This window comes from Paenibacillus sp. D9, from assembly GCF_001188365.1.
Lineage (GTDB): Bacteria > Bacillota > Bacilli > Paenibacillales > Paenibacillaceae > Paenibacillus_O > Paenibacillus_O humicus.
The window spans coordinates 1,258,061-1,281,344 of record NZ_JZEJ01000001.1; the positions used below are offsets into that span (position 1 = coordinate 1,258,061).

General features: G+C 50.5%; 21 protein-coding genes and 1 pseudogene. 9 read left to right on the plus strand and 13 right to left on the minus strand.

Translation table 11 applies throughout. The features are described from left to right. Window positions 1-6: 6 nt before the first annotated feature. The 10 genes from flgC to sucC all read right to left on the minus strand — a co-directional run bounded on the left by flgC (window position 7) and on the right by sucC (window position 10,889). Complete coding sequence (flgC, locus tag VE23_RS05865) at window positions 7-453, minus strand: flagellar basal body rod protein FlgC (protein WP_021881388.1); 447 nt, start codon at window positions 451-453, stop codon at window positions 7-9. 3 nt (window positions 454-456) lie between these two features. Then, complete coding sequence (gene flgB / locus VE23_RS05870; protein ID WP_127507871.1) at window positions 457-825, minus strand: flagellar basal body rod protein FlgB; 369 nt, start codon at window positions 823-825, stop codon at window positions 457-459. A 262-nt stretch (window positions 826-1,087) separates the two neighbouring features. After that, the gene (gene codY / locus VE23_RS05875; protein WP_049867542.1) at window positions 1,088-1,861 is read right to left on the minus strand and encodes a GTP-sensing pleiotropic transcriptional regulator CodY; all 774 of its coding nucleotides are present in this window, start codon (window positions 1,859-1,861) and stop codon (window positions 1,088-1,090) included. Between the two features lie 25 nt (window positions 1,862-1,886). Then, window positions 1,887-3,281 (minus strand): ATP-dependent protease ATPase subunit HslU, encoded by a 1,395-nt coding sequence (hslU, locus tag VE23_RS05880; protein WP_021881391.1) that lies wholly within the window; start codon window positions 3,279-3,281, stop codon window positions 1,887-1,889. A gap of 54 nt (window positions 3,282-3,335) precedes the next feature. After that, a complete protein-coding gene (gene hslV / locus VE23_RS05885; protein ID WP_048746485.1) occupies window positions 3,336-3,878 on the minus strand; it encodes an ATP-dependent protease subunit HslV in 543 nt (180 codons plus the stop codon). A 27-nt stretch (window positions 3,879-3,905) separates the two neighbouring features. Further along, a complete protein-coding gene (trmFO, locus tag VE23_RS05890) occupies window positions 3,906-5,240 on the minus strand; it encodes an FADH(2)-oxidizing methylenetetrahydrofolate--tRNA-(uracil(54)-C(5))-methyltransferase TrmFO (RefSeq protein ID WP_021879145.1) in 1,335 nt (444 codons plus the stop codon). A 96-nt stretch (window positions 5,241-5,336) separates the two neighbouring features. Continuing rightward, entirely contained in the window at window positions 5,337-7,436 is a 2,100-nt protein-coding gene (topA, locus tag VE23_RS05895; protein ID WP_021879144.1) for a type I DNA topoisomerase, read from the minus strand. A 27-nt stretch (window positions 7,437-7,463) separates the two neighbouring features. Beyond that, window positions 7,464-8,573 carry a DNA-processing protein DprA gene (gene dprA, locus VE23_RS05900; protein ID WP_048746487.1) on the minus strand — a complete coding sequence of 370 codons (1,110 nt, stop codon included), beginning with the start codon at window positions 8,571-8,573 and terminating at the stop codon, window positions 7,464-7,466. Between the two features lie 176 nt (window positions 8,574-8,749). Then, complete coding sequence (gene sucD, locus VE23_RS05905) at window positions 8,750-9,679, minus strand: succinate--CoA ligase subunit alpha (protein WP_048746489.1); 930 nt, start codon at window positions 9,677-9,679, stop codon at window positions 8,750-8,752. Between the two features lie 49 nt (window positions 9,680-9,728). Further along, window positions 9,729-10,889: an ADP-forming succinate--CoA ligase subunit beta gene (gene sucC, locus VE23_RS05910; protein ID WP_049867543.1), complete on the minus strand. Its 1,161-nt coding sequence runs from the start codon at window positions 10,887-10,889 to the stop codon at window positions 9,729-9,731. Window positions 10,890-11,158: 269 nt separating this feature from the next. Between sucC and VE23_RS05915 the strand changes: the two genes are divergently transcribed. Continuing rightward, window positions 11,159-11,944: a magnesium chelatase domain-containing protein gene (locus VE23_RS05915; protein ID WP_049867544.1), complete on the plus strand. Its 786-nt coding sequence runs from the start codon at window positions 11,159-11,161 to the stop codon at window positions 11,942-11,944. On the opposite strand, the gene VE23_RS05920 is transcribed toward VE23_RS05915, so the two are convergent. The 3 genes from VE23_RS05920 to VE23_RS05935 all read right to left on the minus strand — a co-directional run bounded on the left by VE23_RS05920 (window position 11,933) and on the right by VE23_RS05935 (window position 16,109). Next, a complete protein-coding gene (locus VE23_RS05920; RefSeq protein ID WP_049867545.1) occupies window positions 11,933-13,057 on the minus strand; it encodes a protein kinase family protein in 1,125 nt (374 codons plus the stop codon). The genes VE23_RS05915 and VE23_RS05920 overlap by 12 nt on opposite strands. A 149-nt stretch (window positions 13,058-13,206) precedes the next feature. Continuing rightward, on the minus strand, window positions 13,207-14,877 hold the full coding sequence (locus VE23_RS05925; RefSeq protein ID WP_198156138.1) for a recombinase family protein: 1,671 nt from the start codon (window positions 14,875-14,877) through the stop codon (window positions 13,207-13,209). A gap of 677 nt (window positions 14,878-15,554) precedes the next feature. Next, the gene (locus VE23_RS05935) at window positions 15,555-16,109 is read right to left on the minus strand and encodes a sigma-70 family RNA polymerase sigma factor (RefSeq protein ID WP_049867548.1); all 555 of its coding nucleotides are present in this window, start codon (window positions 16,107-16,109) and stop codon (window positions 15,555-15,557) included. Between the two features lie 719 nt (window positions 16,110-16,828). On the opposite strand from VE23_RS05935, the gene VE23_RS05940 reads away from it, so the two are divergent. From VE23_RS05940 to VE23_RS05970, 8 genes and pseudogenes are all read left to right on the plus strand, one after another. Beyond that, window positions 16,829-17,035, plus strand: coding sequence for a hypothetical protein (locus VE23_RS05940; RefSeq protein WP_049867549.1), 207 nt, complete (start codon window positions 16,829-16,831; stop codon window positions 17,033-17,035). A 752-nt stretch (window positions 17,036-17,787) separates the two neighbouring features. Then, window positions 17,788-18,951, plus strand: a complete 1,164-nt coding sequence (locus VE23_RS05945) for a phage major capsid protein (RefSeq protein WP_049867550.1) — start codon at window positions 17,788-17,790, stop codon at window positions 18,949-18,951. Between the two features lie 71 nt (window positions 18,952-19,022). Continuing rightward, window positions 19,023-19,154, plus strand: coding sequence for a DUF6290 family protein (locus VE23_RS27825; protein WP_442950546.1), 132 nt, complete (start codon window positions 19,023-19,025; stop codon window positions 19,152-19,154). Between the two features lie 225 nt (window positions 19,155-19,379). Continuing rightward, window positions 19,380-20,012, plus strand: coding sequence for an NUMOD4 domain-containing protein (locus VE23_RS05950; protein ID WP_198156139.1), 633 nt, complete (start codon window positions 19,380-19,382; stop codon window positions 20,010-20,012). A gap of 639 nt (window positions 20,013-20,651) precedes the next feature. Next, the gene (locus tag VE23_RS26365) at window positions 20,652-20,846 is read left to right on the plus strand and encodes a hypothetical protein (protein WP_157053914.1); all 195 of its coding nucleotides are present in this window, start codon (window positions 20,652-20,654) and stop codon (window positions 20,844-20,846) included. 101 nt (window positions 20,847-20,947) lie between these two features. Further along, complete coding sequence (locus VE23_RS05960; protein ID WP_049867553.1) at window positions 20,948-21,721, plus strand: hypothetical protein; 774 nt, start codon at window positions 20,948-20,950, stop codon at window positions 21,719-21,721. A gap of 66 nt (window positions 21,722-21,787) precedes the next feature. Continuing rightward, window positions 21,788-22,660, plus strand: a pseudogene (locus tag VE23_RS05965) (YifB family Mg chelatase-like AAA ATPase); the annotation flags it as partial. 62 nt (window positions 22,661-22,722) lie between these two features. Then, the gene (locus tag VE23_RS05970; RefSeq protein ID WP_048746492.1) at window positions 22,723-23,145 is read left to right on the plus strand and encodes a hypothetical protein; all 423 of its coding nucleotides are present in this window, start codon (window positions 22,723-22,725) and stop codon (window positions 23,143-23,145) included. Window positions 23,146-23,284: the final 139 nt, after the last annotated feature.

Sequence of the window (23,284 nt, forward strand, 5' to 3'; positions counted from 1 at the left end):
CGGCTTTTATTTTCCGATTTCAAGAGCTTTGACGAACATCGTCTTCGTTGCATTCAATGCGGTCACGTTCGCCTCGTAGGAACGGGACGCCGAGATCATATCCACCATTTCCTTCGTAACGTCCACGTTCGGCATCTTCACATACCCGTTCTTGTCCGCATCGGGATGAGACGGATTGTAGACCAGCTTGTCCGGAGTGCGATCCTCCTGGATCCGGCTTACTTTAACCCCTTTGGACGCCTCTCCCATCTCATTTTGAAGCATCGATGCGAAGCTGCCTTCCTTCATGGGCTCCAACACGACCATTTTGCGCTTATAGGGCTGGAACTCGCCATTTACATAGGAGGCTCGAGTCGTCTCGGCATTCGCGATATTGGATGAGATCACATCCATTCGGAGCCGCTGGGCGGTCAATGCGGAAGCACTGATGTCAAATCCGTTGGTCAGCTTCATTTCTTACCCTCTCCCGTCGATGGCAGTCCGCATCATCTTGATCTCGTGATTGATCTGTTGAATGTAGGAATTGTAGCGGAGCTGATTTTTGGCAAGCAATGCCATTTCGCGATCAGGATCCACGTTGTTTCCATTATTATTCATGACAGATTTTTCATCCGTGACAAGCTGCATGGTTGGAATCTGGTCATTTCGACCTATGTCCATATGCATTTTTTGGGTCTTTATACCTGCTAAATCGTGGTTTTTCTGGCCGTTCAGCTGGTCATTCAGCAGCTCCTCGAATACCAGTTCCGAACGTTTGAAGTGCGGCGTGTCAGCATTGGAAATATTATCCGAGATTACCTGCTGCCTTGCTTCAGCGGCTCTCATTGCCCCTACAAGTCTGCTGAAATCCGCGCCGTTCAAGACATTCAATGCTGTTTCACCACTTTCTTCCTTAATGGTTTATCACTTATTCAACAAATCTTCAGGCATTCCTGCATCTTCGACATAAAATAATTAAAAAAATGAGAGATCGATGTCGAGATTTGCCGAGTACGATAATCTTCCTAAAATTTCATATTTATTACAATGAGAAAAAAGCCCTATCTTTATATAAAGATAGGGCTTTCCTGGGTATAAAGAACCTCTTTTACTTCTTCATCTTGCCTAATTCTTCCAAAAGTTGATGGTTCAGGATGCGGATGTAAGTGCCTTTCATTCCTAAAGATCGCGTTTCGATAACTCCAGCGCTCTCGAGTTTGCGGAGCGCGTTCACAATCACGGATCTGGTTATACCGACCCGGTCGGCGATCTTCGACGCAACGAGCAACCCTTCCTTGCCTTCCAGCTCCTCGAAAATATGCTCGACAGCTTCCAGCTCGCTGAAGGACAGCGAGCCGATCGCGACTGCGACGACAGCTCTGCTGCGCGCCTCAAGCGCGATTTCTTCGGCTCTCTCCCGCAGGATTTCCATGCCTACGATCGTGGACCCGTATTCGGCGAGGATGAGATCCTCATCGTCGAATACTCCGCTCAGACGCGTGAGGACGACGGTACCGAGCCGGTCTCCGCCGCCGGTGATCGGAACGACGCACATCATCTCCTGGGCGTTCATGAAGCGGAATACATCCGCGATGCCGGGATCGGGAACGACATTGGTCTCCGGCTCCCTCATTTGCAGGAATCGGCCGTTTGTCTCCTGAGGAAAGCGCAGCTCGGCTTCCGCTGCCAGGCTCCGGAACTGATCATGGTCGAAACGGTCGACTGCGGCGCAGCCCAAAATCTTGCCTCTGCGGCTGACAACGAAAATGTTGGCTTGAATGACGGAGCTGAGAACTTCCGCCATCTCCCTGAAGCTGAGTGCCTTGCCCGCCGCTTTTTGCAGCAGCCGGTTCAGCGATCTTGTTTTGGTCAATAATGTCATCTTTCTGCTTGCCCCCCGAACTACCCTACAATATATATTGGCTCAAATCCCGGTCTTGCGCAATGGAGGATAGCTTTTCCTTCACATACTCCGGCGTGATGAGCAGACTTTCCAGCGTTAGGTCCGGCGCCTCGAAAGACAAGTCCTCGAGCAGCTTCTCCAGAATCGTATGGAGCCTGCGCGCGCCTATGTTTTCTGTATTGCGGTTGACGTCAGCCGCGATGGACGCAAGCTCCGCAATCGCCTCATCCGAAAATTCGATTGCGATTCCTTCCGTCGCCAACAGCGCGGTGTATTGTTTGGTCAGAGCGTTTTTGGGCTCCTTGAGAATCTGCACGAAGTCCTCCAGCGTCAGCGATGTCAATTCCACCCGAATCGGGAATCTTCCCTGAAGCTCAGGGATGAGATCGGACGGTTTGGAAACGTGGAACGCTCCTGCGGCGATGAACAGGATGTAGTCGGTTTTGACCGCTCCATATTTCGTCATGATGGTAGAGCCTTCGACGATCGGCAGAATGTCGCGCTGTACGCCTTCACGAGACACGTCAGGACCCGACCCCTTGGAAGGACTCGCGATCTTGTCGATCTCGTCCAGGAAGACGATTCCGGACTGCTCCGCCCTTCTCACCGATTCGCCGATGACCTCGTCCATATCAATCAGCTTGGCCGCCTCTTCCTGCGTCAATACCTTGCGGGCTTCCTTGACCGTAAGCTTGCGGCGCTTGGTCCGCTTCGGCATGAACTGTCCCAGCATCTCCTGCATGTTCATGCCCATCATTTCATTGCCCTGCCCCGACATCATATCCATCATCGTCGGCGAAGTATCCTCGACATCAAGCTCCAGCAGATCGTTTTCCAGCTCTCCGGCTTTAAGCTTTGCGCGGACAGCCTGCCTTTTGCCCAGAATATCGGGATCGTTCACCTTCTCTTCCTCATCGTCCTTGGACCCTTGATTGCCGAAGAGCATTTCAAGAGGATTTTTGCCGCCCTTGGACTTGACCGGAGACGGAACAAGAAGCTCGACGAGCCGTTCGTTGGCCTGCTCTTCCGCCCTGTCCTTCACCCGTTCGGTCCGTTCGGCCTTGACCATGCGAATCGACACTTCCACGAGATCGCGGATCATCGATTCCACGTCCCGGCCGACATAACCGACCTCGGTGAATTTCGTCGCTTCGATCTTGACGAACGGCGCTCCCACAAGCTTGGCCAGACGCCTGGCAATTTCCGTTTTGCCGACGCCGGTCGGACCGATCATCAGCATGTTTTTCGGAACGATTTCGTCCCTCAAGGCTTCGTCGAGCTTGCTGCGGCGGTAACGGTTGCGCAAGGCGACCGCGACCGAGCGCTTGGCCTGCTTCTGGCCTACGATATATTTGTCCAGTTCAGCAACGATTTGCCTTGGCGTCAAATCTTCCTTCACAGGCTCACTCCCTCTGCATACTAATAATCGCTATCGCGTTAAGGGCAGGAATCTTCAGACTTCTTCCACGATGATGCTGTGATTGGTGAATACGCAAATCTCCGCTGCCGTCTCAAGCGCTGCCTGAGCCATTTCCCTGGCGCTGAGATTAGGCGCGTGCCGCTTCAATGCCCTCGCGGCAGCAAGGGCGAAGCTGCCACCGGAGCCGATGGCCAAAATGCCGTCATCCGGCTCAATGACTTCCCCGTTGCCCGAAATCAGCAGCAGTCCGGTGGTGTCCATGACGAGAAGCATCGCCTCGAGCCGGCGAAGCACCCGGTCCGACCTCCACTCCTTGGCGAGTTCGACGGCAGCTCGCTGCAAGTTCCCGTGATGCTCCTCGAGCTTGCTTTCGAACTTCTCGAACAAGGTAATCGCATCCGCAACCGAGCCGGCAAAGCCCGCGGCTACTTGGCCGCGGTACAGACGCCGGACTTTTTTGGCGGAGCCTTTCATGATCATGCTGTTGCCGAAGGTCACTTGACCGTCGCCCGCTATGGCGCCTTTTCCATTATGGCGGACGGCGCATATCGTCGTCGCGTGGAACTGCATTTCCATGAACATGTCTCCCTTCGTGTCTGGCTCCTAAACGGACGGAACCGCTCCTAGAACATCGCGCTTGAAGGATTCAACCGCTTCGATCGCTCTTGCCGCGATCATCTCGTTCTTTTCCTTCTTGTTGCGGATCCGCTTCTCCAGCGGAGGGAATAGGCCGAAATTGGCGTTCATCGGCTGGAAGTGGCGGAAGTCGGCCGTCGTTATATATCCCGCCATGCTGCCGAGAGCCGTCTCTGCAGGCAGGACGAGCGGCTCCAGCCCTTTGGCCAGCCGTCCGGCGTTGAGGCCCGCCAGCAGGCCGGAGGCGGCCGATTCCACATAGCCCTCGACCCCGGTCATCTGGCCGGCAAAGAAGAGGTTCTCGCGGCCCTTGAACTGGTACGTCGACTCCAGCAGCTTCGGCGAGTTGATGAACGTATTGCGGTGCATGACTCCGTAACGGACGAATTCCGCATTTTCAAGCCCCGGGATGAGAGAGAATACCCGCTTCTGCTCTCCCCACTTCAGATGCGTCTGGAAGCCGACCAGATTGTAGAGCGTGCCGGCGGCGTTGTCCTGGCGCAGCTGGATGACCGCATGCGGCAGCTTGCCCGTACGGGGATCGATGAGCCCGACCGGCTTCATCGGACCGAACAGCACCGTCTGCTTGCCGCGCTGGGCCATGACCTCGATCGGCATGCAGCCTTCGAAATAGACTTCCTTCTCGAATTCCTTTAAGGCGGCCGTCTCTGCGGTAATCAAGGCTTCATGGAAGATGTTGAATTCCTCTTCCGTCATCGGGCAGTTCAGGTAGGCCGCTTCGCCTTTGTCATAACGCGAAGCCAGATAAACCTTCTCCATGTCGATGGAGTCCTTCTCCACAATCGGAGCGGCGGCGTCGTAGAAGTAGAAATACTCCTCTCCCATCAGGTCCTTGATCGCTCCGGAGAGCGCTGGCGCCGTCAGAGGGCCGGTAGCGATGACCGTAATTCCGTCCTCCGGAATCGAGGTGATCTCTTCGTTGCTTACCGTAATCAAAGGATGATTGCGCAGCGTTTGCGTAATATCTCCCGAGAATCCGTCGCGGTCAACGGCTAGCGCGCCGCCGGCTGGCACCGCATTGCGATCGGCCGATTCGAGAACGAGAGAGCCGAGCCTTCTCATTTCTTCCTTCAAGACGCCGACGGCATTGGTGAGGCCGTTGGCGCGCAAGCTGTTGCTGCATACAAGCTCGGCGAATTTGTCGGTATGATGCGCAGGCGTGCGGGTAACCGGACGCATTTCGTACAGATGGACCGGAACTCCCTGGGAAGCGATCTGCCAGGCGGCTTCGCTGCCGGCCAGACCGGCTCCAATGACGGTAACGTGCTGTGGTGTGGACACTTGCTATTCCTCGCTTTCTTTCATTCAAAGGACTTCATAACCGCAGGGAAGCGGAAAGCATGTCGAGACGGCTTTCCGCTTCCACGTGGGTATAGGTTACAGCTGATCGAGATCCTGGTCTTCGGGAAGCTCTTCCGTATAATCGCAGGAAGGGCATTGGAGACGGGCTCCGGTCTTGTTCCGCTTCACGACGAGCATGCTGTCGCACTGGGGACATGGCTTGCCGGACGGCCGGTCCCAGGAGACATAGTCACATTCAGGATATTGATCGCAGCCGAAAAAGATTCTTCCTTTTTTGCTGCGGCGTTCAATGATGTGGCCTTTCTCGCATTTCGGGCACACGACTCCGATGCTTTTGACGATCGGCTTCGTATTCCGGCAGTCCGGGAATCCCGAGCAGGCCAGGAATTTGCCGAAGCGGCCCATTTTGTAGACCATCGGCATGCCGCATTTCTCGCAGGTTTCATCCGAAACCTCGTCTTGGAGCTCGACTTCCTTCATCTCTTCCTCGGCTACTTCCAGACGCTTCTCGAAGGAATCGTAGAACTGGGCGAGCACCTTGACCCAGTCCTCCTTGCCTTCCTCGACATGGTCAAGGTCGCCTTCCATATGGGCGGTGAACTCCGCATCCAGAATTTCGGGGAAAAACTCTTCCATGAGCTGGATGACGAGGTCGCCAAGCTCGGTCGGCATGAATTTCTTCTCTTCGATCGCGACGTAACCGCGCTTCTGGATCGTCTCCAGCGTCGGAGCGTAGGTGGACGGACGGCCGATGCCGAGCTCTTCCAGCGTTTTTACGAGACGCGCTTCTGTGTAGCGGGGAGGCGGCTGCGTGAAATGCTGCTTGGGAACCATGGAATCCGTCTTCACCGCGTCTCCGACCGACAGTGCGGGGAGGAATTTGTCCTCTTCCGTCGTGCCATCGTCGTTGCCTTCGACGTACACCTTCATGAATCCCGGGAATTTCACCTTGGAGCCCGCCGCCCGGAAGACGACTTCTCCTGCAGCGAGATCCACCGTCATCGTATCCAGCACGGCCGAGCTCATCTGGCTGGCAACGAAGCGCTCCCAGACAAGCTTGTACAGGCGATACTGATCCCGGCTCAAAAACTCTTTGACCGCATCCGGCTCCCAGGCCATCGAAGTCGGGCGAATCGCTTCATGCGCATCCTGCGCATTGCTGTTCTTTTTGAGATAAACCCTGGGCTGCTCGGGATAATACTCCGCGCCGTATTTCGATGTGATATATTCCTTGGCTTCCTCTTGGGCTATCGGGGAAATCCGGGTCGAATCGGTTCTCATATACGTGATAAGACCCGCTGTGCCTTCCTTGCCGAGATCGACGCCCTCGTACAGCTGCTGGGCGACGCTCATCGTCTTGGAGGCGCGGAAGTTCAGCTTGCGCGCGGCTTCCTGCTGGAGCGAGCTTGTAATGAACGGCGGAGCCGGATTGCGCTGGCGCTCCTTCTCTTTCACTTCGGCTACCGTGAAGGACTTGCTGCCGATGGCATCCAGAACGCGCTGCATTTCTGCTTCGCTCCGCAGCTCTCCTTTTTCGCCGGCAAGGCTGTGGAACTTCGCTTCGAATTCGGATTTGCCCTTGGCGAGGCCCGCTGTAATCGACCAGTACTCTTCGGGAATGAAGGCATCGATCTCATGCTCCCGGTCGATGATCAGCTTCACCGCTACCGATTGGACGCGGCCTGCGGAAAGTCCTTTTTTGACTTTCTTCCATAATAGGGGGCTGATCTTGTAGCCGACGAGACGGTCGAGAATACGGCGCGCCTGCTGCGCGTTGACCAGATCCATATCGATTTTGCGCGGAGTCTTGAAGGCGTCCTTGACGGCCTGCTTCGTAATCTCGTTGAAAACGACGCGGCAGGTGTCCGTCTCGCTGATGTCCAGATAATGCGCCAAATGCCAGGCGATCGCTTCCCCTTCGCGATCGGGGTCAGCCGCCAGATAAACTTTTTTGACTTTTTTGCTCGCGTCCTTGAGTTCCTTGAGGACGGAGCCTTTGCCGCGAATCGTAATATATTTGGGGTTGAAATCGTTCTCGACTTCGACGCCGATCTGGCTTTTCGGCAAATCGCGGATGTGGCCCATGGAGGCTTTCACAATGAATTTGCTTCCCAAATATTTGCCAATCGTCTTTGCTTTTGCCGGTGATTCGACAATGACAAGTGAATCGGCCATTCTGGCGTCCTCCTTTCACAGCTGTAATTACAATGCCATATATATGGAACCGCTTTGCTGTTCAATCTTATGTTTTAAAGATAAATTTATCAGAACTGCCTGCAAAAGTCCAAAAGGCATGTTCAAGGCTTCCAGCAACCCGTCTGCAGATCGCGGTCCATCCTGCAGGAGGCGGAGAACCGCCTCCTCTTCAGCCGTCAACGCGGCGCCGTCCCGCTCCGGTTCGGGCATGCGTCTGCAGCTGTCCGGATATTCCTCGCCGATCTGGCGCGCATCGCTGAGAAGACGGGCATAACCGCAGCGGATGAGCTCGTTGCAGCCCACGCTGCGTGTCGAGCCGAGCGGGCCCGGAACCGCGAATACATCCCGGTTCATCTCGAGCGCCTGCTCCGCCGTAATCAGGGAACCGCTCCGCGAAGCGGCCTCCACAACGACGGTTCCGAGACTCAATCCGGCAATGATGCGGTTGCGCTGCGGGAACATGCCGGGATGAACCGGAGTTCCGATCGGATATTCCGAGAGCAGCAGGCCGTCGCGGGCGATCCGTCTGTACAGCGGCCGGTTCTCCGGCGGATATGCCGTATCGACCGGCGTCCCCAGGACGGCGATCGTACCGCAGCCGGCATCAAGGGCGGCCTGATGGACGATGCCGTCAATGCCCTTGGCCATGCCGCTGACGACGGTAAAGCCCTGCCGCGCGATTCCTCCGGCAAGCGCTGAAGCGGCCTGCCTGCCGTAGACGCTCGGGTTGCGGGTGCCTACAACCGATAGGCAAGGAGTGCTCAGCAGACGTCGATCTCCGATTCCGTACAACACCCATGGCGGCTGCGGGATCTGTCTCAGCAGCTCCGGATATTCCGAATCGAGTGGCGTCAGCCTCCAGCCTCCTTGGCCGGCCAGGGCGTCTTCCCATGCCGGCTTGATATTTCCGGTCCAGCGCCGGCAAAATTCCTCGGCCGGCTGCGCCCTGATGCCAAGCCGGATCAGCTTGTCGGCCGTTATCGTCTCCTTCAAGCTCATGCCGGACATCAGAACCTTGTTGACCGACGCCCAGCCGATGCCTGGAGTCTCGCTCAGCGTTACGATGAATGTTCGGATAACCTGTTCGTTGTCATGATTAGGGAGCCAAGTCACCATCTGGCGGATTCGTCCTCTCGCGATAAGGATCGGCCGGCTCCGCGCTCCTTCCTATTGTGGGGCACAAGAATGGAGATTGCAAGCGCAGCCGGGCCGGCAAAACAAAAGGCAGCCTTCCCCAACCCCTGACGGGTCGAAGAAGGCTGCCTGCCTTCAGCTAACTAGTTTGATTGGATTCAGTGGGTTTTGCATTTCTCCAGAAGGCCTTGCTCTTCCAGAACGCCGACGAGAGTCGAACCCATGTCGGACGGAGTCGGAGCAACCTTGATGCCGCAAGCTTCCAGCGTCGCGATTTTTTCCGCAGCCGTTCCTTTGCCGCCGGAAATGATGGCGCCTGCATGGCCCATGCGTTTTCCCGGAGGAGCCGTAGCGCCGCCGATGAAGCCGACTACCGGCTTCTTCATGTTGGCTTTGACCCACTCGGCCGCTTCTTCCTCAGCCGTGCCGCCGATCTCGCCGATCATGATGACTGCATAGGTGTCCGGATCTTCATTGAACAGGTTCAGGATGTCGATGAACTCGGATCCTTTGACCGGGTCGCCGCCGATGCCTACAGCCGTCGATTGGCCGATGCCGCGGGTCGTCAGCTGATGAACCGCTTCGTAAGTCAGCGTCCCCGAACGGGAAACGACGCCTACATGGCCTTTTCTGTGGATATATCCAGGCATGATGCCGATTTTGATCTCGTCCGGCGTAATGACGCCTGGGCAGTTAGGTCCGATCAGGCGGGTTTTCTTGCCTTCCATGTAACGCTTCACGCGCACCATGTCCAGAACCGGAATGCCTTCCGTGATGCAGATGACGAGATCCAGCTCCGCTTCTACCGCCTCCAGGATGGAGTCGGCCGCGAATGCCGGCGGCACGTAGATGACGGATACCGTCGCGCCCGTGTCGGCAACCGCTTCGCGAACCGAATTGTAGACCGGCAGCGATTTCGTCTCGCCGTTTTCAAGCGTGATGTCGACGGTCGTGCCGCCTTTGCCAGGAGTTACCCCGCCAACCATCTGGGTGCCGTATTCAAGAGCGCCCTTCGTATGGAACAGACCGGTTTGGCCGGTAATGCCCTGGGTGATCACTTTGGTGTCTTTGTTGATCAAAATGCTCATCGCAAATTCACATCCCCTAACAGAATTCGTATCTGCAGCCCCAAGGGCATTATTTTACGAGCGCAACGATTTTTTGAGCGCCGTCGGACATGCTGTCCGCCGCGACCAGATTCAGGCCCGATTCGTTCAGAATCTTCTTGCCGAGCTCTACGTTCGTGCCTTCCAGGCGTACGACAAGCGGACGCTCCAGACCGAGCTCGCGCGCAGCCGCGACAACGCCTTCGGCGATGACGTCGCAGCGCATGATGCCGCCAAAGATATTGACGAAGATGCCTTTGACGTTGGCGTCGGAAAGCAGGATTTTGAAGGCTTCCGTTACTTTCTCCTTCGTCGCGCCGCCGCCTACGTCCAGGAAGTTCGCAGGGTCGCCGCCGTAGTGCTTGATGATGTCCATCGTCGCCATGGCAAGGCCTGCGCCGTTGACCATGCAGCCGATGTTGCCGTCCAGAGCGATGTAGCTCAGGTCGTATTTGGAAGCTTCGATTTCTTTCGCGTCTTCCTCTTCGAGGTCGCGCAGCGCCAGGATGTCCTTGTGGCGGAACAGGGCGTTGGAATCGAAGTTCAGCTTGGCGTCGAGGGCCATGACGTTGCCGTCACCCGTAACGACGAGCGGATTGATCTCGGCGATGGAGCAGTCCTTGTCCACGAAAGCGGTATAAAGCGCTGTCATGAACTTAACCGCCTTCCGGACCAGTTCCTTCGGGATATTGATTGCATAAGCGAGGCGTTGCGCCTGGAAAGGCAGCAGGCCTACAGCCGGATCGATGACTTCCTTGATGATTTTCTCCGGGGAGTGCTCGGCGACTTCTTCAATCTCCGTGCCGCCCTCTTCGGATGCCATCATGACGACGCGGCCCGTAGCGCGGTCGACAACGACGCCGACATAATATTCTTTCTTGATGTCGCAGCCTTGCTCGATCAAGAGGCGCTTGACTTCCTTGCCTTCCGGACCGGTCTGGTGGGTAACGAGCGTCTTGCCGAGAATCTCGGACGCGTATGCGCGGACCTCGTCCAGGTTTTTCGCAACCTTGACGCCGCCTGCCTTGCCGCGGCCGCCCGCATGGATCTGTGCCTTGACAACTACGACGGAAGTGCCAAGTTCCTTGGCGGCTTCGACAGCCTCGTCTACCGTGAAGGCCACTTTGCCTTCAGGTACGGCTACCCCGTATTGTTTCAAGACTTCTTTGCCTTGATACTCATGAATATTCATTCACGACATCCTCCAATCCTCTGACTCAGGTGGAACAGCTGGGAAACTATCAAACAAACATCTGTCATTATAACACAATCGAAGCAAGCCTTCCTGCAAAATAATCTTTATCATGTAAAATATTTTTTGATTTTGCCGCTCTTTGCGGCAATGAATCCAAATGTTGACAAATTCCGCCGGCATGCCTATCCTGTAGCTAACAAGTTTGTTTACAGATGGAATGTGAGGAAGCACCTTCGCCGTCTTATTTCGGGAGGTGTTTCTTTGTCATGCCCTACAGCAAATGCATAAGCGCGAGCGTGCTCGGCGTCGACGGCAAAAGCATTACCGTGGAGGTCGATCTGTCCAGCGGACTGCCTCAAGTGAATCTGGTCGGCCTTCCCGATCCATCCGTCCGCGAATCGGTGGAACGCGTCCGCGCCGCCATGCGGAATTCCGGCTTCAAATTCCCGCTGGAACGAGTGACGGTGAACCTCGCGCCCGCCGATCTGCGCAAGGAAGGAACCGCCTTCGATCTAGCTATCGCGGCTGCCATCCTGACGGCCAGCGGGCAGATGGATGCCGATGCCTTCGACGGCATGCTCGTCATCGGCGAGCTCGCCCTCAACGGCGGGCTGCGCCCCGTGCCCGGCGTGCTTCCCATGGTCGAGGAAGCGCGGACACGCGGCTTGCGGCGCGTGCTGCTGCCTCCGGACAACGCCCTCGAAGCCGCGCTTGTAGGCGGCATGGACATCTTTTCGGCGGCCGACCTGTCTTCTTTGGCGCTCTGCGGAGGGAGTGGCGATGGCTGGGAGCGGCTTGCTTGGCATCCTTCAGCCGGAAACCCGACGGCTTGCGAACCTGGCTCCAGCGGCGAAGGAGCAGCAGCTCCGGACTATGCCGACGTATTCGGTCAGCATCATGCCAAGCGAGCGCTGATGATCGCCGCCGCCGGCAGGCACAACCTGCTGCGGTTATGTTACATTATCCAGCCATGTTTCTTACAAGGCTTCGACTGTCTAACACAAGGAAATGCTTTATATCTGCTAATTCTAAAGAAGAAGTTAAAAAGGTAAATCATCTTCCTCTGTTACAACTTTTATTTTAGCTAACCTTGTATATATATTGTCGAAAACGATTTTTTGCTTATTCTGCGAGAGGCTTTGTAGCAATTGATAAAATTCAATTACATAAACAACTTCAATATCAACTTTGTTCTTATATGTATATGCGCCTTTAATGAAGCATCTTATAAGTTGACTATTATCTTGAACGTGTTCCTCAAGAGAACTACTCCTAATAACTGCAGATAATCGACTTAGCGTTGTACCTGTGTCATTAATTGGTTCATACTTGTCTATATAGCTGGTAATTCTCCAGCACAAAGCTTCAGCAAACCTTTGATATATACCTTTATCTTTTTCTGAAAAATCTATTTCACCAAGAACACCTTTAGAGATTTCTTGTGAAACTATATTAAATGATTGAAATCTTTCTTCTGGATTTACTTTGATCATCTTCTCAATAATATGCCTGAATTTAAATTGTCCTAATTCATCCCCTAGTATGTTTTGAAAAAGTTTACCTATGAAATATATTTCAGTCTTGTGATTGTATATTCCTTCTATCGCTGTTTCGTTAGGCAATTGTGATACAGGCCAATTTAAAAAAACACTTCTTCCATCTTGTTCTGTTGGCTCAAGTTTCTTTCCAAATCCAAAGTCAATAACCTTAACATTCTCTTCATTATCTATCAAGATATTTGCAGCCCGTATGTCTCTATGCAATATTTTATTAGCTTCCAGGTACATAAATGCTGATATTACCTCGGTAAAGATATCATCCCAATATTTCCCCCATAAAGGTACAAACTGGTCTATTGGTATTCCATTTATGTACTCCATTTGAAGATAGCCCAGCTTCTTATCTGGATACAAATAGTAGTTGTAAACCCTAACTACATTGGGATGAGAAATTTTGAATAAGATTTTAATCTCATCTACAAATCGGTCATAGTTTTCTTCAATATAGTTAGAGCCTTTTGGTGAGTATTTTTTAAATGCAAAAAGCATATCGGTGACATCATCCTCAAAAAGGTGTGCATCTCCTGTACCACCAGATCCAAGGGGACTTATATACTTAAAATGCTTCTTTCTATTAAATTCAACAATTGCTCCAGTCTTCAGCAAATCCATCCCCTCCAATAAAACAAGTTGATTAGATTTTACCATAGGATGGATTAATTTCCCATGACTTGATGTTGCTGGCGATATGTTTTATTAGACTAAAAAAGCTGTTGCGTAATACCTTCTACGCTTCAGCTTTTGTTAATGGATAACTATACCGGCACAATTTCATCAAACACGCTCAACTCGTAAGTGATAACCGGCTTAACCTTCGAAGATTCGCGGTTGTCCTTCTTTGTAAAAAATGGAACTTCCTTAGAAGTAATCACGAATCGAGATATAAGATCTAGAATTTCCTCACGGGTGTATTCATTCTTAACATTAAGAGCGCCCAATTTAGTTATCTTCGCTTCTAATACTTCAATCTCATTTAAAATATCTTCGTTGGTCCTAGCCAAGACATCAATATGTTTCTGAATATCTTCCTTTTTAACATCAATGTCGCGCTTCAACTCGTCAAACAGCGACTCCTTTACCTGACCCTTAACTACTAAGCGCACTAATGTAGCTTCCTCATTATCGAGGTCTGCTAACTCTAAAGTCTTAGCGTTTAATTCCTCCACGGTAGGCGCGTCTATTCGGCTCCGTAATGCTTCAATTTGAAAACGGAAAGCGTCAAGCTGCTTATCCTTCTGCGATACGAATACTGCGATAAGTCCATTAGTTGCTATATCTTCAATCTGTGCATTGAGTTCTGACTCTTGAACATTGATGTTGTCGCAATGCTTAGTACCTTTAGTCTTTTTCATAGAGCAATTATAAAACGCTCGACCTTGATCAATATTCCGAGTATACGAACTACCGCATTTACCACAAATGATTTTGCTGGCAAGTTCACTAGTACCTCTATATATTCCTTTCTGATTGACGTGGCTCACTTTTCCTGAGCGAATGTCTCTGCATTTTTCAAAGAGTTCCTTACTAATAATGGCGGGGACACGGTTCTCAAAAACATGCCACTCATCGGATTCCCTAACCTTCGGCGTTATCTTGTTAAAAATCGTGCCTGTATCGTATTTGTTACGCACCAGAGTACCATAGTATTTTTCGTTTGATAGAATACGTTTGATGAATGAAGGCACAAACGGTTTATTCTTGCGAGACCTTATTCCGCTATCCTCGAAGTAGTTGATAATACGACGAATTCCTAAGCCTTCTGCATACATTTGAAAAACTTTACGTACTACCGCTGCTTCTTCCTCTACGATGGTCAATTCTCGAGTTTCCTTACTATACTGGTATCCCCATATATTGTTATTCGTAAAGATAACTCCCTTCCTTGCTGATTCTACTAGACCAAAGCGCGCCTTCGCACTCTTATCAATACTTTCCTGTTGGCTGAAGTTGAGAAATAAATTGAGCATGAACTCCTTGTCAATGCTATCAAAGATCAAATTGATATCCAAGAAGAATACATGTACACCTTTTTTCAGAAGTTCGCGCAGCACGTCGATGACCAACACGTTACGGGCAAACCGACTTGTGCCTTTTACATGTATTTGCTGAAAGAGTGGCTCCCTGTTTGAAGCAGTGAACACGGATTTCTTTTCGTTGATTTTGGTTTCATCAAGTCCTGCGTCGAAGAGCATTCGGGAAAACTCTTCTCGACGGTTTAATGATGTGCCAGTGATTCCATGGTCAGCGTATATACGGAATAGAGTCAAGTCTTTGCTCTTGGCAATCTCACGCTCAAAATATGTACGCTGGTTCTTAAAAGATGTCTCTTGTTCTTCACTACCAGTTGAGACACGACAATAAGCAGCGACCTTTATATTAGATGATCGGCTATTCTGATTGCTTTCCAATGTAGTTTTAAAGGCCACGTTCGCACTTCCCTTTACATGATTTCGTTTCCATATCAAAAAGGTAACATTGTCATCTTATGGCGTCAATAGGATGCTCCATCATTTCTCGTGAGCCGTCAGAGTGGACAATGATGATGAAAATGTGGTCTCGGGTCTTAATGCGATATTCAAGCGGCATCGTTCTGTCTTTCTGTGCATTCGTTGCAGCCATTAAGTTCACTCCCCTTTCCAACACATGTCGCAATGGCATTTGAAGATAGTATGCATTACCGCTTGATGCGGGCTGATCCAGTGTTCCTCACCATGAGGGCAGCTAAAGAGATACCGCTCCTTCAATCCCTTCAAAATGCCACTCCCAAAGTTGAACGGCTCGTGCTGGGTTAATCTGTGACGTTTTACGATAAGGTCAAAGTCTGTGAGCAACTTCTCGTGTTTGTGGAGTTTTATCAAATGGCACTGTTGACATCCTGCACTCTTGGAAACGTAGTCGTTAGGCTTGATCAGAATGTCATGCCCTTTACTGCAACGTGCCTTGTGCTTGTGGCTAGTACCCTTGTATGCCTCAATCAGAACGTCTCCCGTAGCATCAAGACGGTCAACCAGCTTATCAAGTGCGCGAATCATTTTCGTATTCGGACTCCCGTCTTTGCAAATCATTTGCACAGAGTTAATGACTTTGATTCCTCTATAGTTCTTCATCTGACATCCTTCCCTGTACGGAATGATCTATATGGCGTGTAGTAAATCAGGTGTTGTTGGTATCCCTCATATCCCCTGTTGCTGACTCGTGGAGTAGCTTGCAACGGTTTGTAATCGCCAAGTGCCCAACGTATCGAGTCGTATTCCTCTGGGCTGAGATAAATCTTTAAGCGCTTCATAGCCTGTTGCAGTGACTTCCCAACGTTCTGTCGCTGGAGTCCCAACAATTCTGCTATTTCCATCCTGGTGAAACCCGCACCGTAGTAAAGACCCAGCAAACGATACTGGTGTTCATGCTTGGCAAAGATCTTCTCGATCTTGACTTGAACTTCTACTGGTATCGTTTGAACACCATTGCGCTGCGAGTAACGTTTCGATAAGATTTGGTCAATTAGGGAGTTAGCCACACCATCCGTTGCCAACTTGACCATGTCTGAACGTTCGTGCTTCTTAATACCGATCTTGTTCTTCTTCTCGTAGTCCTTCAGCGCTTCTTTGCGGGCTTGCTCAATCTCCTTGTGCAGCTGGTTGATCGACTTGTTGACTTGCATCAGATCGTCACCTCGATTCGTCCAAAGGTGACCCGTCCTTGATTACCGCCTGATGCCCCCTCGTCAAAGGCTCCAACATCTTCCCAAACCTCTTTCACTGTCGATCATCTCTCCTCAGTTGTGTTTTCCGTACATAGGGGTAATCACAGGAAACAAGGCATTTTCACAATCATGAAGGAAGTAGAAATAAAAAAAGTCCCTGCACATGGCCAGGGACTTGGATGATGCTCTATTTAAATGAAAGTTTTGCGAAGTTACTTCATTTAAAAGTGCTTGTATACGGCGTCAATACTAGGATTGAAAGGACTAATTCAACTTATTTCAAAGAGGAAATGATAATTGGGCATGAGATCTCCCCTGCTGTCTACCGCTTACTGTAGAGCCTATAATAATATTAATTTTTTTAAAAGATATAGTTCCTTTTAGGAACCAGTAACCTTATTGGGTCAAACCCTTTGCTATCAATGGTTTTCCGATATTACCTGGTTTAAAACTCAGGGTAACGGTTCCTGCCCCGCCTGCTGCCCTCTGCCCAACGCCCCTTGAACTCGGCAGTCTCAGCCCCTCGATTTTCAAAATTTTCTTCGACAATATTCCTGAATCCTGACAAAATCGCATTCGAAAAATAGGCAATAGTAGAGGATAGGAAGTCGACTTAGCTTCCTTACAATCGAGTTCGAGCACTTCGCCCCAACACCATTATTCCGGAGGTTTCCAACATGAGTAAATATTCCATTCACATCCTTGATCAAGAAGAACGCGAATTCGTCGGTTCCTTTTTCGCAGAGCGTCCGCACCTAGACACCAGCCTGTTCCTCAGAGCGTGTATTCTAGACGGCATCCGCACGGTGCATGACCGAGAACTGGAAAAAGCTATCGAACGAGTCAACAAACATCAGCGACAGTACGGTGGTCAGCAGGTCTAGTTTTGTACCTAGCTAGGATGCATCAGCCAACGTTGGTGCTTCCAATGGTGGGTACAATGCCCACTGTTTAAATACCTTTGTAGGTACGATTACGCTAAGACCCAGGTCATAGCAGAAAGGAATTCTGAGGCTTAGCAAATCTCAGACTTCGGTTTTCGTAGTTGCATTCAATGTATCTCGATCTCTCAGTTGTTCTGGCAACGGAGACTAGACCTTAACGCCCCCTCTCAGGCGGTGAAGGTTGTTGTAATTTCTTTGACGCCGCCAGTGCGATAACTGGACGTGGTTCGACGGGTGTCCCATGTTTCATGCAAAATCCGTAGATGGTTTAGCGCTGCTCCCATCTCCTTGCAAAGCAGCGTAAGTGGTTTGGTCAGTTCCCACAATCGAGCAAAACTGGCCGCATTTTTTGTCCCATGCGTTGACCTTCACAGCCAGGCTTCTGCCTATATTATCTGCTGGGTGTGTCAACGGATTGGACAAGCTGCCTTGCGACATCTTCACAGGTGTTCTCGGGGCTTTTTTCCGTTCCAATTAATCAGTGTAGTTGCAAACATTACTTTAGTGATTGTGAAATTTACACTTTGCCTGTGATTACACCGGTGAACGGACTATTCACAACTGCTCTGTACGGCACTGCACGGCTCTTGGCTCGCGACTTGGGCGGGTCGCTTTCCAAGAGCCACTTACAACTGAATCCGACAACCGCATAGCACAACATATATAAATCTAACCCCAAGGAGGACACGCAAATGAACGAAAAGGCTTTGAATGAAATGCGGAACGACCTGATCGATCAGATGGAACGAATCGTAAACACAGCAAAGCACGAGAAACGAAACCTTTCTGCAACTGATCAAAAGCGCGTTGCAGAATGCCGCAAGGAGATCGAATCCATTGATGAAAAGCTTGAAACAGAGAAAAGACAATACCGAGGAGAGATGACAAAAATGATCCCTTTGACAGAGAAGCAAGAATTTGAGCAGCGCCATCTGGATGAGCAAGCTTTCCTTGAACTGGTCAAGAAAAACAAAACAGATGCTATAGAGGGTCGTGCCCTGAATGCAGGAGTCAATGGCGTGGTCATTCCTGTCAGTATTGCACAGCGAGTCGTCGAAGTAGCTAAAAACGTGTCCCCCATCTTGGCTAAAGCTACGATCTGGAACGTTAAAGGTGACCTTCAACTTCCTGCATACGATTACACGGCGCATGTCTTCGACTATGTAACGGAAGGAAATGCAGTACCTGACACGGGCGGTACGTTTACTGGCCCGAAACTTCAAAACTTCATCATCGGCAGCTTGACGAAGATCTCCAACTCTCTTATCAACCGTGCTGATATTGATGTGGTCGCAGTCATCATCCATCAAATCGGTCTATCCCTTGCCTTGTTCCTTGAAAAGGAACTAATTCAAGAGGTCGGTGCAAAACTGAAGGGTCTTAAGACCGGAGTAAACGTAACGGCTACTTCAACTAACTCGACAACGGCGGTCATTGACGCCAAGAACGTCACAGATTTGATCAATCTCCAGCTGAAAGTACCTCAAGTCCATCAAGTCAATTCCTCGTGGCTGATGCACCCTCAGGTGTGGGCAAGCCTTCGTGCATTGACTGGCGCGAGTGGTCAACTCCTCATTCAGGGAGATGACAGCGGAATTCGTGAAGATGGTGGTCTGGTACTCTTTGGCAAACCAGTCATGCTCTCCGATCAGATGCCTGCTACTTTGGCTCTGAACGCTCGCGCAATTTACTATGGAGACTTCAGCGGTCTGGATGTCAAGTTCACGACTGACGTTCAAGTTCAGGTCATGAAAGAAGCTTATGCGGCTTCGTACCAGACCGGTATCGTCTGCTTTCAAGAACTGGACAGTGTTGTGGGCGATCCGTCGAAGTTCGCGGTTCTCATCGGTAAGTAATTAGCACAGGGTCGATCCTTCACAGGGTCGGCTCTTTATTTTAAGAGAAGCGTGATACGGAGGTGGCAGCAATGGTAAGACAGAGATTCCTAAGTTTTCGAGTGAACTGCAAAGAAATTGAGACGATCAAAGCAATCGCTCAATCTAAGGGCATGACCGTTTCGACTTATATTCGAAAAACACTGAAACTAGATCAGAAATAAGGAGCATCTATTTATGAATAGACAGTATCAGGATAGTCACGTCAATGAACGCAAGAACGGTTGGAGAGGTGACCTGCCCTTGAGAGTTGAACAGTGCTACATCTGTAATCATACGCATTCAATCAATTTCATGGACGATCAAATTCAAGGGTGCTGTAGGAGATGTGCCAGGATCCGAAAACAAGACACCAAGAGCAAGACCGCATTAAAAAGGGGGAATTAAACATGATAGAAACATTTCTGCACGGCAAAAGTAAGGCAGACTTCAAAGGGAAAACACCGCCTGAAATCCATCAAGAGTGTGTCGAAGCATTGGGAGCAGAAGTGAACAAGAAGGCTTTAAAGAAAGCCATTTTTGAAACTTTCGGTCTAACCATCAAGGTATGTAAGGTAGATGGCATTGCAAAGAAGGTATACTACTCTCCAGCTGCCAGATCTATCGAGGACTTGCCTCGGGAACAATGGCGCGATGTTGCAGGCTACGAGGGGCTTTATGTTGTTTCAAATTTTGGTCGGATTAAGTCCGTAAACAAACTTGAATGTGATGGTGAGAAGCTGCTGGCACAGACTGTGCTGAACAACGGTTACCTCAAAGTCAGTCTGTCGAGAAACGGAATCATAGTGAACGGGCTGGTTCATAGGGTCGTGGCTGGTGCCTTCATCTCGAATTCCAACAATCTGGAGCAAGTCGACCACTGGGATATGGACAAGACAAACAACAACGTCTGGAACCTTCGGTGGGTCACTGCCGATCATAACAAGTATTACGCCAAGCAACTAAAACCTCTTCTTCAAAAGGAGTGCAACAGAAAGGTTTTGACAGAGATCCATAGACGGAATACGGAAGGGGTAGTGTAATGACCGTATCGGTTCTGTTCTTCTAGACAGCTACAGTCCAGAACTTCTATATACTCGTCTAAACCTATGAAGAACACAGTGTGTACAAGAAAGACAGATGCTGAGGCACCTAGCAGTCTCTCTAAGCCTTTCTTAAATTGCTTTATTGATACTAGAAGGGACATGGGAGCCGTAGAACGAACCGATGTGAGTCTGTGCGTTATAATTCTGTGGCAAGACATGGTGCAAGGTATAGGACACGATGCGGGCAGAGGTTGAGGTTAGTAAAACCGTAGTGACCTCGGGATAGAGATGAGCAAGGGTTGACCAGCTACTGGCCTAGGACACCGGGCAGCGAAGGCTTAAGGAAATGGGGAAAAATGTAGAGCAAAAAAAAACAACTTCTACACTTTATTTCAGTGAAGTATTGAATCCCCCCCGGTCTGAACATGTGAACCTTGGAAAGACTCCGCGACCGCACCCTCAAGTAAGCTCAAAAAGTTTTCCCTAAAAACCTATGGGAATGGTTCTTACATGGAATATATTTACAATGACCGGGATTTAGGCTATTATCTAGTGAGCGGAAGCACCGCCATGTCGTGTTGGATACACGTCTGGTTGGTGCTTTTTATTTTATATCTGTCCTGGGAGGAACAAAATATGACGAATCAAGTTTTTACGGATGCTGACTTGCAAAACTGCATCTTCTTTCAAACAGTTGTTGAGGTAAGTTTTGGAGGGGAAATAGCAGATGAAGGAATTGTGCAGGATTATACTGACGAATCAGTTAAGATTAATGGCTGGCACTATTTACGTTGTAACTGCATGATCATAAAGTGCAGGAAACATGGATGATTAAAACTGGAAAGGAGTTTCCAAGTTGTTTTGCTTGCAGGATAGTTTAATTTCCTCGCGAATACCCTGAGAACGATTAGAACGCGAAGGAGCAAAACGAAATGAGACTTAACAGCATTCAAGGTTATGATAAGCGAATATATTTTTTGCTCAAGTTTGGAAGAAACCCGCAACATCTTGAGAGTATACGATCTGGGAGCATATACATGGATCGATTCCGTACATATGTAGAACAAGAAAAAAGAGAAAGGAAAAAGGGACAAGGTGATTCTCTAGAGGCATCTCTCTATTTAAATGTATTAAGCGGTCAAATATTTCATGAAGATACTAATGAACTTGTAGCTACACTAGGTAAGAGCAAATTAGTTTTAACGCCTGCCGGATTTTTAGATCGATCAGTATTCTGTACAATGGCAGTTGATGCAAGCATGTTGGAAATACTTAATGATTATGACGATCATTATGAGGTGGAAGTAATCTTTAGCGATGAACAAAAGAAAGACCTTCCAAAAGTATTTGGTGACCATGTTATTAGTATTGAATTCACTCCTTTTCTGAACAGATTTAGAGATTGGTTCAAAAAACTAGAAACCCCTTTAATCGCAGGTTTAGTTAACTATGAAGACTTCTCAATTAATACGACAACACGTATGAGATTATTTCAAAAGCTTGACCCGCATTTGTTTTTATTAAAGAGCGACGAAATTTCATATCAAAATGAATATAGAATTGTCCCTTATAGCTTAACAATTAATGAGCCCATGACTATCTCGCTCGGCGAAATGACAAATATAACATCAAAGGTATTGGATAGCTCAGAGTTTTTAAATGGAACTATAAAATTTAAAGTTGCAAAACTAATGTTTTCAGCTTGAAGTTTAAACGTGATGGAAACCGTACGTATGAAGTTTTTCTGTGGCCGGATATTGTATCATAACTGACTGCTGAGCGGACCGCCCGGAACGGGCAAGACGATGCTCATCCGCCGGCTGCCCGGCATTCTCCCTCCCATGAGCGAGGAGGAAGCGCTTGAAGTGACCAAAATCTTCAGCGTCTCCGGCAAGCTTGCGGCCTCAGGCTCCCTCGTCTCGGAGCGTCCATTCCGCACTCCGCATCATACGATTTCCACCGGCGGCCTTATCGGCGGCGGCTCCATCCCCCGTCCCGGAGAGGCGACGCTCGCCCATCGAGGCGTTCTCTTTCTCGACGAGCTGCCGGAGTTCCCCCGCTCCGTGCTCGAGGTGCTGCGCCAGCCCCTCGAGGATCGGGAAGTGACCATAGCCAGAGCGAGAGCGGTGTTCCGCTTCCCGGCTCATTTTCAGCTGGCTGCCTCGATGAATCCCTGTCCGTGCGGACAGCATGGCTCCGACGTTCCGGGGCAGCGCGGCTGCATCTGTTCTCCGGTGCAGATTGCCCGCTACCGCTCGCGGATTTCGGGACCGCTGCTCGACCGGATCGACCTGCTCGTGGAGGTGCCTCGGCCGCAGCATGCCGATGCCATGCAGCCCGGCATGAGCACCGCCGACATGAAGAGTTTGATAACTGGCGCCGTCAAGCGCCAGAAAGATAGAGAGCAGGAGACGGGCGTAGCGTGGAACGGCGATCTAGCAGGCAAAGCGCTGAAGCATGCGGCTCCGCTGCAAGCCGAAGGAGCCCGGCTGCTTCAGCAAGCCTACGACCGGCTTGGAATCAGCTTGCGCGCCCATGAGCGGATCCTGAAGCTCGCCCGCACGATCGCCGACGTGGAAGGCTCCTTGCAAATCCAAACCGCTCATGTCGCCGAAGCGATTCAATACCGCAGGCTGGAGCTATGAGGACTCTCCATCCATTGGCACGCTTCCATAGGAACAGGTATAATCAATTCATATTGGAGGGGATGGGTATCATCATCAATATGGAAACGATTCATACCAGCAGCCGCCGCTTCCGCTCCGCCCTGGATTCTGTCCGGAGGCATGAGTTCAAAAGCCCGCGGCTGGGAAGCAACGACTATCCCAAAGGCGCATCGAGCGACGCGTCGCTGCTGCTCGGCATCTACTTGTTGAACGAACACGGGATTGATTGCGACTATGTGGCCGCATCCGACGGCAGCGGCTCCAGCCATGCCTGGCTGGAGCATGAGGGCCTCTTCATCGACATTACGGCCGACCAGCTGCCGGGCATGCAAGGCAAAGTCGTTGTCGGAGAGGACCATTCTGTACATAGCCTTTTCATCGAAGCGGGCCGAAGCCGCATAAGCGAGAATGACCTCAGCGACCTGGCCGATGACTATGATATCGTGATGGCGGGAATGATCTAAACGCATTTTAAGGTCCCGGAATAGCAGGGCAATGGTCTTGAAAGAGCAAGCCAAGTTTGATTAAATTTGAAACCGCAAGGCAAATTCGAGGAGCCTTGAAACCGCAAGGCCGATCCTGATGCCAGGATCGGCCTTTTTT